The following is an 11,493-nucleotide window of genomic DNA, read 5'->3' as shown; positions in this document are numbered from 1 at the left end:
GGGTTTCGTGACCACTCCTGACCAGCCCGCACGCGCTCCCCGCCGGGACGCGACGGAGAACCGGGCCGCCCTGATCGAGGCCGCGAAGACCGTGCTGCAGGTCGACCCGGACGCGTCGCTCGAGTCGATCGCGTCCGCCGCCGGGCTCTCGAGGCGTGCGGTCTACGGACACTTCCCCTCCCGCGACGACCTGGTCCGCGAGCTGGTGACGACCGGGGCCGCCCGGATCGCGGCGGCCATGCCGACCACCTCGGACCTCGTCGAACTGCCGCCGGCGGCGCGCATCGCCTCGATCGCCGTGGCGCTCTGGGCCGAGGTCTCCCACGTCAGGTCGATGGCCGCCGTCGCGGTCCGCGAACCGTTCATCGAATCCGTCGCGACCGAGTTCGCGCCCGTCCGCGCCCAGGTGCGGGAAGCGTGCGCACTCGGGATCGCCGACGGCGTGATGCGCGACGACGTCGATCCCGACGCCCTCGGCCGTCTCGTCGAGGACGCCTGCATCGCAGTGCTCGACGAAGCGACCCGTTCGGGCACGTCCGACGCCGCGGGCCGCCGCATGGTCGTCCTGTCGGCCCTCGGCGTCACCGGCATCGACTGGCGCACCGCGATGCTCTCCGAGCCGGTCGCGCCGTCCACCCCCGAGGCCTCCCCCAGTAAGGACCGCGCATGACCCTCGAACTCGACCACGTCGGCATCGGTGACGAGCCCGGTGCCGCGCTGCCCGTCGTCTCCGCCGTCGCAGCACCCGGCCGCCCGGGTGTCGTCGCCGTCGAGACCGAGCAGGCACCCGTGCTCGCATCGCTCGTCGCCGGCGGTCGCATGCGTCCTGAGACCGGCCGGGTGCTCCTCGACGGCCACGACGACGCCGCGGCCGTCCGGCGGACGTTCGCCCTCGTCGACACGCCGGGGGTCGCCGAGCCGTTCCCGGTCATGAGCCTCCGGCGTATCGTCCGCGAGGAGCTCGCGTTCGCCGGGCAGCGGCCGTCCCGCGAGCACGTCGACACCGTGCTCGACGAACTCGGGCTGCGCGACTTCGCCGACACGCACGTGCAGCGGGTCCCGACCGACGTGCGGGTCCGGCTCCTCGTCGAACTCGCCCTGCTGCGGGACGGGGTGACCGGACTCGTCATCACCTCGCCCGAACGGCACGGCGGTTCCGTCGAGGGGTGGTTCGCGGTCGTCCGCGACGTCGCCCGACGCGGTGTGACCGTCGTACTCGTGACCTCCAAGGCCGCAGCCGCGACCGTCGAGGCGCTGCTCGACACGATCGAGCCGCTCGACACCATCCAGACCCAGGACCCCGAGGACGTGGCCCGACCTGACGGAGACGACCCGCGCCTCCCGTCCGACACCGACCACCTGCCCACGGAGGCGACCGCGTGACCACCACCTCGCTCGTCCGCGCCGAACTGGCGCGACTCACCGCGACCCCGCTCGCACGACTCGCGTTCATCGCGCTCATGGTCGTGCCGCTGCTCTACGGCGGCGCCTACCTCTGGGCCAACCGCGACCCGTACGCCAAACTCGACCAGGTCCCCGCCGCCATCGTCGACCAGGACGCCGGCGCCACGCTCGACGGCGACCGCGTCGACTACGGCAAGGACGTCACGAAGGAGGCGATCGACGGCGCCGACTTCAAGTGGACCGAGACGACCGCGGCCGACGCACGCTCCGGCGTCCGCAACGGCACGTACGACTTCGTCGTGACGATCCCGCACGACTTCTCGGAGTCCCTGGTCTCGGCGCAGTCCGACGACCCGAAGCGTGCCGAACTCGTGATGACGACGGCGGACACGAACTCGTACCTCGCCTCGACCATCGCGGAGCAGGCGGGCAAGACCATGCGCACCGCCGTCGCCGAGCGGGTCGGCAAGCAGGCGGCGAAGACCCTGCTCGTCGGGCTCGCCGACGTCCGGGACAGCCTCGGAGACGCCGTCGACGGTGCGGGGCAGCTCGCCTCCGGTGCGAAGTCCGCTGCGTCGGGCGCGGCCACGCTCGCGGACGGCACCGGCAAGCTCGCTTCCGGTGCGGCGACGCTCGCGGACGGCACCGCCGCACTGCCGTCGCAGACCGCTGCGCTCGACCAGGGTGCCCAGCAGGTCGCCTCCGGGGCGGCGACGCTGTCCTCGGGGCTGCAGACCGCGGAGCAGCAGACCGCGTCGCTGCCGGCGCAGACCGCGCAACTGAACGAGGGCGCACAGAAGGTCGCGGCCGGCAACAAGGCCCTGGCCGACCAGACCGATCCGGCGCTCGACGCCCTGGACGGCCTCTCCCCTGACACCGTGACGGCGGCGATCACGAAGGCCGCCGCGGATCGTGGCGTGGAACTGACCCCGGAGGTGCAGGCGGTCATCACCTCCACCGTCGAGGCGCAGCTCGGCGACGACACGACGAAGGCCGACCTCGCGAAGGCCAAGGCCGCGCTCGAGGGCGTCGACCAGCTGCGCGACGGGTCCGCCCAGGTCGCGGCCGGTACCTCCGCCCTGGCGACGGCGGCTCCGACGCTCGCGGACGGGATCTCCTCGGCGGCGGACGGTGCGTCCCAGTTGGCGTCGGGGTCGTCGCAGGTGGCCTCGGGCACCTCGCAGCTCGCCTCGGCAGCGCCCACGCTGTCGTCCGGTGCGGCGTCGCTGGCGTCCGGAGCGGCCTCGGCCGACGACGGTGCGAAGTCGCTGGCGTCCGGGCTCGTGTCACTGCGGGACGGCTCCTTCGAGCTCGCCTCGAAGCTCGACGAGGGCCGCACGAAGATCCCGGCGTCGAACGCCTCGCAGCGTGAGGACCAGGCCTCGGTGATCTCGGACCCGGTCAAGGTCGGGGACGACAACGTCGCGGCGGCGGACAACTACGGGGCGGGTCTCGCGCCGTTCTTCATCTCCCTCGCGGCCTGGATCGGCATGTACGCGCTGTTCCTCATCCTCAAGCCGATCTCGAAACGGGCGATCACCGCGGTGCGGAAGCCCCTCGCGGTGGTGTTCGGGGGGTGGCTGACGCCGGCGTTGCTCGGGCTCGTGCAGATGGTGGCGCTGTTCTTCATCGTCCGGTTCGCGCTCGACCTGAACGTCGTGCACGCCGGGGCGACGATCGGGGTCATGGTGCTGGCCTCGGCGACCTTCGCGGCGATCATCATGGCGCTGAACGTGCTGCTCGGGTCGGTGGGGCAGTTCCTCGGCCTCGTGCTCATGCTCGTGCAGCTCGTGACCGCCGGCGGGACGTTCCCGTGGCAGACGCTGCCGGGGCCGTTGGCGGCGCTGCACTTCGCGTTGCCGATGACGTACTCGGTCGACGCGATCCGGCAGACGATGTACGGCGGGGACCTCGGCGCGGCGTGGTCGGACGCGGGTGTGCTCGCGTGCTGGCTGCTCGGGGCGCTCCTCGTGTCGTTCGTCGTCACGGCGCGGCAGACCCGTTCCCGCACGCTGCGCGACCTGCGCCCGAGCCTGATCGGGTAGCGGGGGCGGGGCGGGGGCCGCCGCCCGGGCGGCCGCCGCCCGGGCGCTCCGTCGAGTGAGCAGGAGTCGTCGGCTCGCCGATCGTCTCTCGACGATTCGTGCTCACTCGACGCGGCCGTCAGCGCTCGCGGCGCCCGAGCGGGACGTCCGCCAACCCACCACCGAGGTACCGCATGTCCTCGGGTTCGAACGCTTCGCGGTCGTCGGGGTCGAGCACGCGGGACGCATCGTCGTGCGGCACGAAGCCGATCGCTGCACCGGCGCGCAGGTCAGCCGGTGACCCGGTGTTCCTCGAGAGCGCCCACACGACGTGGTGACCGGGCTCGGTGAGCTCGGTCGTGGCGATCACCAGGCGTGCGAGGTCGTCGGGCGAGGACCACAGCAGGAGCGCCCGTTGCGAGGACGGCACCTCGCCGAACGCCCCGATCCGTGCCGAGACGATCGACATCCCGTACCGGTCCGCGAACAGGCTGCCCAACAGCTCCATCCCGGCCTTGGTGACGCCGTAGTACGTGTCGGGGCGTGGGAGGCGGTCGCCGGGCACGCTCCCCGGCGCGTCGACGGGCTCAGGGACCCGACCGACCGCGTGCACCGAGCTCGCCTGCACGACCCGCAGCACGCCAAGGGCAGCGGCTCGTTCGAGGACGTTCTTGGTTCCGGTCAGGTTCGCGGCGACGAGCGCGTCCCAGTCGTCCTCGGTCGGAATCCCGGCGAGGTGCACGACCGTGTCGACCCCGACCATCGCGGTGTCGAGGGCATCGGGATCGTTCACCGAACCGATGACGAGCCGCTCGCGGGCGGACACCGCCTCGGCCGGCTCGTGCTCGTCGAGGAGGACCAGGTCGTGGCCGGCGTCGAGGAGTCGGGGTCGGAGCGCAGAGCCGATCCGTCCTGCAGCACCGGTGATGAGGAGCGTCGCCATGCGGCGGACGTTACGCGCGCTCCCGGAGGAGGTCTCGGAGCTGCGCGAGCGTCTCGCCGAGGTGGTCGTCGAGGTCGGACTTCGTCCAGCGCAGGACGACCCACCCGAGGCGGCCGACCTCCCGGTGCCGTCGGACGTCGGTCGCCCACTGGTGCTGGTCCGTTCGGTGGTGGTCGCCCTCGTACTCGACCACGACGCGTTGCCGCGGGAAGGCCATGTCCACCCGAGCGACGAACCGGCCCCGGTCGTCACGGATCTCGACCTGCAGCTCGGGTTCCGGCAGTCCCGCACGGAGGACGGCCAGGCGCGCTCGCGTCTCCTGCGGCGAGGCGGCCCCGCTTCGGACGAGCGCCAACGCGGCACGGAGACGGCGCGCACCGCGACACCGCCCGCGCTGCTCGAGTGCCGCTCGGAGGTCATCGATCGTCGTGCGGCACCGTGCTGCGGTGACGATCGCGTCGCCGAGCACCACCAGGTCGTCGAGGGAGAGCAGCGACCCGCACTCGACCCACGCCGTCGCGAGTGCGCTCGCCGGCAGGCCCCAGCGGTCACGGACGGCGGCCCGGGACGCCTCGACGCGGTGCCCGACCACTCCCGTGCGCCGGGGCTGGGCCGCCGGGAGACGACTCGTGACGTGGACCGGGCCGTCCCGGTGGGCGATCGGCACCGGCAGTTCCCAGAGCACCGCCGCGCTCGTGTGGCTGATGAACTGCCTCGGCAGCAGCACCGGTCGGAACGCACGGATCCGGTCGATGCCGATCGGCGGTCGGGCCCGGTGCCATCGGAGCGAGCGTGTGGGCCGGACGAGGTCTCGTCGGCGGAGCCGCTCGCGCGACACCCCGGCGCGATCGGCTGCCCGGACGTCGAACGCTCGGGCCCGGAGTTCCCGTGGGAGTGGTCTCGGTCGCATCCCCGCAGCCTCCCGGATCGCGACGTCACCCGCTCTCCGACGTACGGATCCGTGGACGACCCACGCCGCGCCTCCCGTGTGGAGGAGGAACTCCCTCGTCCACTGAGCAGCAATCGTCGGGTCAGCGGACCGGACTCGACGATTCCTGCTCACTCGACCGCGCAGCGCGGCGCGCGCGGCCCGGCGACCGCGCAGCGCACCGCACCCCCGCCCCGCTACCATCGACGGGAGAGCCACGGAGGTCGATGCAGATCATGGGAGCCGGCAAACCCGCGACCATCTACGACGTCGCCGCGCGCGCCGGGGTCTCGAAGTCCCTCGTGTCGCTCGTCTTGCAGCGGTCCCCGAAGGTGAGCCAGCAGCGGCGCGACGCCGTGCTGAAGGCGATCCAGGAGCTCGACTACCGCCCCTCGACCGCTGCGGTCTCGCTCGCCGGCACGCGCTCCCGGACGGTCGGCGTCGTGCTCGACGACTTCCGGAACCAGTGGTTCGTAGACCTGCTGACCGGGCTGCGCGAAGCACTGCAGGACCAGGGCCACCGGCTCGTCGTCGCCGATCGGTTCCTCAACACCGGGCTCGACGCGTCGCCGGTCGAGGGCTTCCTGTCCATGCGTGTCGAGGGGCTCGTCATCGCGGGCGAGCCCGACACCGACCTGGCGATCCCCGCCTCGACGCCGCTCGTCATCGCGGGCGGCCGCGTCGCCATCCCCCGCGCCGACACCGTCGCGAACGACGACCGCGCGGGCGGGGCGATGGCCGCCGAGCACCTGCTCGCCCTGGGCCACACGCGCCTCGGGTTCGTCGGCGCCTCGTCGGCCGCGTCCGACGAACGCCGCGCCGGGTTCACCGCCGGTGTCGACGGTCACGCCGCGGTGGCGACGGTCGTGCTCCCGGGCGACCCCACCGAGGAGGCCGGGTCCCGCGCCCTCGCGCAGCTCCTCGACACGCACCCCGACGTGACCGCGGTCTTCGCCGCGAACGACGTGATGGCGCTCGGTGCGCTGTCCGAGCTCGCCGAGCGCGGCCTGCGCGTCCCCGAGGACGTCTCCGTCATGGGCTACGACGACACCCCGCTCGCAGCGACGCGGTACGTGGGGCTGACGAGCATCGACGACCGCAGTGTCGAGATCGGGCGCGGTGCCGGCGAGCGGCTCCTCGCGCGGATCGCGGACCCGACCGCGACGGCGAGCGAGGTGCTCGTCGAGCCCCGGCTGGTCGCGCGGCGCACCACGGCGTCCCGCTGACGCAGCGCACGCGCTGACGGACGGGAGGCGCGGCTCGGCCCCGCCCCGCCGGTCGCGGCGGACGGCTCCCGCGGTTCAGGGCGCGATGCCGTCGGTCCCGCCGCCGCGCTCGGTGGAAGCGTGCTGGAGGACCCAGCTGTGCATGACGATCGCCGCGGCCGCTGAGGCGTTGATGCTCCGCGTCGACCCGAACTGCGTGATCTCGAGGTGTCCGTCCGCGCCGGCGACGGCCTCGTCGGTCAGCCCGGGCCCCTCCTGCCCGAACAGGAACACGCACCGCTCCGGGATCGGCGCCGTCTCGATGCGGGACGCTCCCGGGGTGTTGTCGATCGCGATCACCGGGCGACCCTCGTCGTGCATGGCCTCGAGGAAGGCCGCGACGTCGGGGTGGTACCGGACGTGCTGGTACCGGTCGGTGACCATCGCGCCGCGCTTGTTCCAGCGCCGGCGCCCGACGATGTGCACCGTCCCGGCGAGGAAGGCGTTGGCGCTCCGCACGATCGACCCGATGTTGAGGTCGTGCTGCCAGTTCTCGATCGCGACGTCGAACGCGTGGCGCCGGGTGTCGAGGTCCGCGACGATGGCCTCCATCGACCAGTACCGGTAGCGGTCGACGACGTTGCGGGTGTCCCCGGTGGCCAGGAGCTCCGGGTCGAGCCGCGGGTCGTCCGGCCAGGGCTCGGGGTGCGGCCCGACCCCGTTCGTCGTCCGCTCGTGGGACGGTTCGGGGACAGCGGTCACGCCCCCAGCGTACGGCGGTCGCGCAGGTCAGCGGATCCGGGCCTCGATGCCCGCGATGAGCACGTCGAGCCCGAGGTCGAAGCGTGCGTCGTACGAGTGCGACCCGAGGAGTTCCCCGACCAGCGCGTGTCGCTCCGGGCGCCCGGCCTCCGACGCACCGCGGCCGACCTGCACGCCCGTGTGGCCGACCACGAAGTCGTACACGACGAAGAACGCGTACATCGCCTCGGCGTCGGACAGACCGGCTGCCCGGAGCGCACCGACGACCCTGGCCACCACCGCGTCGGACTCCGTCGAGACCAGGGCGCCGCGGCGACTGTGCGACTCGAGCACGAGCGGGTGGGTCCGCATCAGGTCGCGGAAGGTCGTGGCGAACGTCCGGACGACCGCGTGCCACTCGTCCGGCCAGACGAACGTCGCGGTGAACTCGTCGACCGTGCGGCGGACGAGTTCGGCGTGCAGGTCGCCCAGCCCGCCGATCGTGCGGTGGACGGTCATCGGTGCGACGCCGAGCCGGACGCCCAGCGCGCGGAACGACAGGCGGTCGAGACCGTCCTCGTTCGCGATGGCGGTCGCGGCGTCGATGACCTGCTCGCGGCTGAGGACGTTGGGGCGACCCCGGCGTCGTCGCGGTGTCGCCTCGGCCTGCTCCGGCGCCGGGACGGGCCGGGGCGTGACGGTCGGGGTTCCGGGTTCGACGAGCACGACGGGTCTCCTTCTTTCGGTACGTGTCCCGAAAAGCCTAGGGCAAAGCCGACCGGCGTTCGGTGTCTCGACCATCTCGGTTCCGCGACCAGCGCGCAAGAGCCGATCCGCGCCTCCCGGCCTCCTCGGAGCCGACGTCGAGCCGGGCCGTCACGGGCGCGCACTAGGGTGAGGGGCATGGCAACCCGCGACGAGGTCGAGTGCTGGCTGACCGACATGGACGGCGTGCTCGTGCACGAGAACCAGGCACTCCCCGGAGCACCGGAACTCATCCAGCAGTGGCTCGACGAGGGCACGGAGTTCCTCGTCCTCACGAACAACTCGATCTTCACCCCACGCGACCTCAGCGCCCGGCTCCGCTGGTCCGGCATCCACGTCCCCGAGGAGCGCATCTGGACGAGCGCCCTCGCCACGGCGGACTTCTGCAAGTCCCAGATGCCCGGCGGCTCCGCGTTCGTGATCGGCGAGGCCGGCATGACCACCGCGCTGCACGAGGCCGGCTTCATCATGACCGAGACCGCTCCCGACTACGTCGTCGTCGGCGAGACCCGCAACTACTCGTTCGAGGCGATCACCAAGGCGGTCCGGCTCATCCGCGACGGCGCCCGGTTCATCGTGACGAACCCCGACGCGACCGGACCGTCGGCCGAGGGGGTCCTCCCCGCCACCGGCGCCATCGCCGCGATGATCGAGAAGGCCACCGGCAAGCAGCCCTACGTCGTGGGCAAGCCGAACCCGATGATGTTCCGATCCGCGATGAACCGGATCGGCGCACACTCCGAGAACACCGGCATGATCGGCGACCGCATGGACACCGACGTGCAGGCCGGCATCGAGGCGGGCCTCCACACCGTGCTCGTGATGACCGGCATCAGCGACCAGGCCGAGATCGACCGCTACCCCTTCCGCCCGAGCGAGGTCATCTCCGGCGTGCACGAACTCGTCCGCACCGAACCCTTCGAGGTCGAGCTGTAGCGATGCGCTGGGACCCGTCGCGCTACGCCGCCTTCGCGGACGACCGCGCGCGGCCGTTCCACGACCTGGTCGCGCAGATCAGGTGGTCGGGAAGTGCAGGCCAGGAGGCGCCACGTCGCGTCGTCGACCTCGGCTGCGGCCCCGGGACCCTCACCGCCACGTTGGCAGCGCGGTGGCCTTCCGCATCGGTGGTCGGCATCGACAGCTCGGAGCAGATGCTGGCGTCGGCGCCGACCGGCCCCGGGTTGTCGTTCGAGCTGGGGTCGATCGAGGACTGGACCCCCGGCCCGACCGACGACGTCGTCGTGACGAACGCCGCACTGCAGTGGGTCCCGTCGCACGTGTCCCTGCTGCCGCGGTGGCTCGACGCGATGCCCTCCGGCTCGTGGTTCGCGATGCAGGTGCCGGGCAACTTCGGGTCGCCGTCGCACGCGCTCATGCGGTCGATCGCGGCATCGGGACCGTGGGCACCGGCGCTGGCGGGCGTCCTCCGCGAGGATCCGGTCCTCGATCCGGCCGGCTACCTCGGCATCCTGCTCGACGCCGGGTTCGAGGCCCGTGCGTGGGAGACCACCTACGCCCAGGTGCTGCGGGGCGACGACCCGGTGCTGGACTGGGTGCGCGGGACCGGGCTCCGTCCGGCGCTGCAGGCGCTCGACGCCGCCGACCCCTCCGGCGCGTCGACCGCGGCGTACGAGGCCGAGTACGCGGCCGCGCTGCGGTCGGCCTACCCGACCGGAGCCCACGGCACGGTGTACCCGTTCCGCCGGGTCTTCGCCGTCGGCCGGAAGCCCTGATCCGCCGGTCGGTCAGACGCTCGATCGGCCGGTCGCCCCCGGTCGATCGGACAGTGGGAACGAGGCTCCGTCCGCGCCGTGACCGTTCTGGTTCGTGGGAGCCGGGTTCGGGGAACGAGACCGGTGCACCGACGTCACCGCACGGCGGACGGGAGGCGCGGTTCATCCCCCAGCACCGCGTACGCGCCCACGGGCGGCACCGCCCGCCACCGGCGCCGCAGGCGGCGCGGCCGGTCGTCCCGCCACGCGATCACCCCACCGGCCACGACGCCGAACGCGAGGACCCCGAACGACACCAGACCGAGGGCGCCGACGACGACGAGCGTCGTCGGGTCCTGCACGTCCGTCGTCGCCGAGAGACCGATCGACCCGAAGTCCCAGAACGCGTGCAGGAGCACCGGCACGAGCAGGTTCCCGGTCAGCCGACGCGCGACGTAGAGCGTCGAACCGAACGACGCCGCGAACACCACCTGCACGAGCGTCGCACCGAGGCCTGCACCCGCGAGCGCGTTGAGCAGGTGCAGCGCCCCGAACAGCACGCACGAGGCGATCCACACGCCGAACTCCGGCAGGCGGCGTCGCAGGCCGACGAGCAGGACGCCGCGGGTCAGCAGCTCCTCGAAGACCCCGACGAACAGCACCCCCACGGCGAGCAGCAGGAAGTAGCGGACCGGCAGCGCCGACCAGTCCATGAGCGGGAGCCGCGCGACGCACACGACCGCGATCAGGATCGGCGCCACCATCGTCCAGCGCAGCCGCGTGCGGGTCGGGTCGACGGTGGCGATGCGCCACCAGCCGAGCCCCGTGACGACCAGGCAGAGGGCGACGGCGGCGATGCCCTCCGGGACGACGAGCGACCGGACGACGCTGTCCACCGTCTGCCCGAGCGTCGGGTAGTCGTCGCTCGGCCGGGCCCGCCAGGCACTGACGGCCGCGAACACCACGAGCGGCGCCAGGCCGACGAGCAGCGACGGCGGCACGGGCCAGCGACGACGGGAGGGGGCAGCGGCGGTCACCTGCCGTTTGTACCATTGGCGCATGCGCTTGCCCTCCCTGTCCACGATGGCGGAGGACTACGTGAAGCTCGTCTGGAAGGCGAGTGAGCGCGGCGGGGCGGGTCTGGCCACCCGCGACATCGCCGCGGCGCTCAAGGTGTCCGCGTCGACGGTGTCGGGCAACCTCCGGAAGCTCGACCGCGACGGCCTCATCGAGCACACCCCCTACTACGGCGTCGTGCTCACGCCCCTCGGCCAGCAGGTCGCCGTGGCGATGGTCCGGCGGCACCGGCTGATCGAGACGTTCCTCGTGCAGCGGCTGGGGTACTCCTGGGACGAGGTCCACACCGAGGCCGAGGCCCTCGAGCACGCCGTGTCGGAGACCTTCCTCGACCGGGTCGACGCCGACCTCGGGCACCCGACGCACGACCCGCACGGCGACCCCATCCCGCGCGCGGACGGCACGGTGCCGGACTCCCCCGGGACCCTGCTCGGTGCGGTCGACCCCGGGGCGTGCGGCACCGTCGACCGGGTCTCCGACGACGACCCCTCGCTCCTGCGGTACTTCGACGAGCTCGGCGTCGGGCTCGGGACGCACCTGCGCGTCGAGCGGGTGCGGGACTACGCGGGCGTGATCGCGGTGTCCCGGCGCGCGCCCGACGGTTCGGAGTCCCTCGTGGACCTGCCCGCGGCGGCCGCGTCCGCGATCTGGCTCGCCCCCGACGCCGACTGACCCCGCGGCGGCTGCCCGCCGC

Annotated in this window: 12 protein-coding genes; 7 read left to right on the top strand and 5 right to left on the bottom strand. The window is 73.0% G+C overall.

Features of this window, described 5'->3' with window-relative positions:
* The first annotated feature begins 7 nt into the window (after positions 1-7).
* Genes Q7F20_RS05455 through Q7F20_RS05445 form a run of 3 tightly spaced genes read left to right on the top strand, consistent with a single transcriptional unit; the run spans position 8 to position 3,449 of the window.
* Positions 8-670 (top strand): TetR/AcrR family transcriptional regulator, encoded by a 663-nt coding sequence (locus Q7F20_RS05455; RefSeq protein ID WP_305739100.1) that lies wholly within the window; start codon positions 8-10, stop codon positions 668-670.
* Positions 667-1,383 (top strand): hypothetical protein, encoded by a 717-nt coding sequence (locus Q7F20_RS05450; RefSeq protein ID WP_305739099.1) that lies wholly within the window; start codon positions 667-669, stop codon positions 1,381-1,383. Before Q7F20_RS05455 ends, Q7F20_RS05450 begins: the two co-directional genes overlap by 4 nt.
* On the top strand, positions 1,380-3,449 hold the full coding sequence (locus Q7F20_RS05445) for a YhgE/Pip family protein (RefSeq protein ID WP_305739098.1): 2,070 nt from the start codon (positions 1,380-1,382) through the stop codon (positions 3,447-3,449). The genes Q7F20_RS05450 and Q7F20_RS05445 overlap by 4 nt, the downstream gene beginning before the upstream one ends.
* Positions 3,450-3,567: 118 nt before the next feature.
* Here Q7F20_RS05445 and Q7F20_RS05440 read toward each other — a convergent pair whose 3' ends face one another.
* Positions 3,568-4,371, bottom strand: a complete 804-nt coding sequence (locus Q7F20_RS05440; protein ID WP_305739097.1) for an NAD(P)-dependent oxidoreductase — start codon at positions 4,369-4,371, stop codon at positions 3,568-3,570.
* A 10-nt stretch (positions 4,372-4,381) separates the two neighbouring features.
* Positions 4,382-5,281 (bottom strand): DUF559 domain-containing protein, encoded by a 900-nt coding sequence (locus Q7F20_RS05435; RefSeq protein WP_305739096.1) that lies wholly within the window; start codon positions 5,279-5,281, stop codon positions 4,382-4,384.
* Positions 5,282-5,526: 245 nt separating this feature from the next.
* On the opposite strand from Q7F20_RS05435, the gene Q7F20_RS05430 reads away from it, so the two are divergent.
* The gene (locus Q7F20_RS05430; protein WP_305739095.1) at positions 5,527-6,525 is read left to right on the top strand and encodes a LacI family DNA-binding transcriptional regulator; all 999 of its coding nucleotides are present in this window, start codon (positions 5,527-5,529) and stop codon (positions 6,523-6,525) included.
* Positions 6,526-6,600: 75 nt separating this feature from the next.
* On the opposite strand, the gene Q7F20_RS05425 is transcribed toward Q7F20_RS05430, so the two are convergent.
* Entirely contained in the window at positions 6,601-7,266 is a 666-nt protein-coding gene (locus Q7F20_RS05425; RefSeq protein WP_305739094.1) for a TrmH family RNA methyltransferase, read from the bottom strand.
* A gap of 27 nt (positions 7,267-7,293) precedes the next feature.
* Complete coding sequence (locus Q7F20_RS05420; protein WP_305739093.1) at positions 7,294-7,971, bottom strand: TetR/AcrR family transcriptional regulator C-terminal domain-containing protein; 678 nt, start codon at positions 7,969-7,971, stop codon at positions 7,294-7,296.
* Positions 7,972-8,148: 177 nt separating this feature from the next.
* Here Q7F20_RS05420 and Q7F20_RS05415 point away from each other — a divergent pair, with 177 nt between their 5' ends.
* Together Q7F20_RS05415 and Q7F20_RS05410 are read left to right on the top strand one after the other, a co-directional pair.
* Complete coding sequence (locus Q7F20_RS05415; RefSeq protein WP_070417042.1) at positions 8,149-8,946, top strand: HAD-IIA family hydrolase; 798 nt, start codon at positions 8,149-8,151, stop codon at positions 8,944-8,946.
* 2 nt (positions 8,947-8,948) lie between these two features.
* A complete protein-coding gene (locus Q7F20_RS05410; protein ID WP_305739092.1) occupies positions 8,949-9,743 on the top strand; it encodes a trans-aconitate 2-methyltransferase in 795 nt (264 codons plus the stop codon).
* 134 nt (positions 9,744-9,877) lie between these two features.
* On the opposite strand, the gene Q7F20_RS05405 is transcribed toward Q7F20_RS05410, so the two are convergent.
* A complete protein-coding gene (locus Q7F20_RS05405; protein ID WP_305739091.1) occupies positions 9,878-10,759 on the bottom strand; it encodes a CPBP family intramembrane glutamic endopeptidase in 882 nt (293 codons plus the stop codon).
* Between the two features lie 22 nt (positions 10,760-10,781).
* Between Q7F20_RS05405 and Q7F20_RS05400 the strand changes: the two genes are divergently transcribed.
* Positions 10,782-11,471 carry a metal-dependent transcriptional regulator gene (locus Q7F20_RS05400; RefSeq protein WP_305739090.1) on the top strand — a complete coding sequence of 230 codons (690 nt, stop codon included), beginning with the start codon at positions 10,782-10,784 and terminating at the stop codon, positions 11,469-11,471.
* Positions 11,472-11,493: the final 22 nt, after the last annotated feature.

Source organism: Curtobacterium sp. A7_M15 (genome assembly GCF_030705415.1).
Classification (GTDB): domain Bacteria; phylum Actinomycetota; class Actinomycetes; order Actinomycetales; family Microbacteriaceae; genus Curtobacterium.
The sequence above is the reverse complement of the archived record's forward strand: the minus strand, read 5'-3'. Positions and strand labels throughout refer to the sequence as shown.

Bases quoted from the DNA above. Each gene is read 5' to 3' on its own strand.
- Q7F20_RS05450 (WP_305739099.1), top strand. From the start codon at position 667: ATGACCCTCGAACTCGACCACGTCGGCATCGGTGACGAGCCCGGTGCC.
- Q7F20_RS05440 (WP_305739097.1), bottom strand. From the start codon at position 4,371: ATGGCGACGCTCCTCATCACCGGTGCTGCAGGACGGATCGGCTCTGCG.
- Q7F20_RS05435 (WP_305739096.1), bottom strand. From the start codon at position 5,281: ATGCGACCGAGACCACTCCCACGGGAACTCCGGGCCCGAGCGTTCGAC.
- Q7F20_RS05430 (WP_305739095.1), top strand. From the start codon at position 5,527: ATGCAGATCATGGGAGCCGGCAAACCCGCGACCATCTACGACGTCGCC.
- Q7F20_RS05415 (WP_070417042.1), top strand. From the start codon at position 8,149: ATGGCAACCCGCGACGAGGTCGAGTGCTGGCTGACCGACATGGACGGC.
- Q7F20_RS05410 (WP_305739092.1), top strand. From the start codon at position 8,949: ATGCGCTGGGACCCGTCGCGCTACGCCGCCTTCGCGGACGACCGCGCG.
- Q7F20_RS05400 (WP_305739090.1), top strand. From the start codon at position 10,782: ATGCGCTTGCCCTCCCTGTCCACGATGGCGGAGGACTACGTGAAGCTC.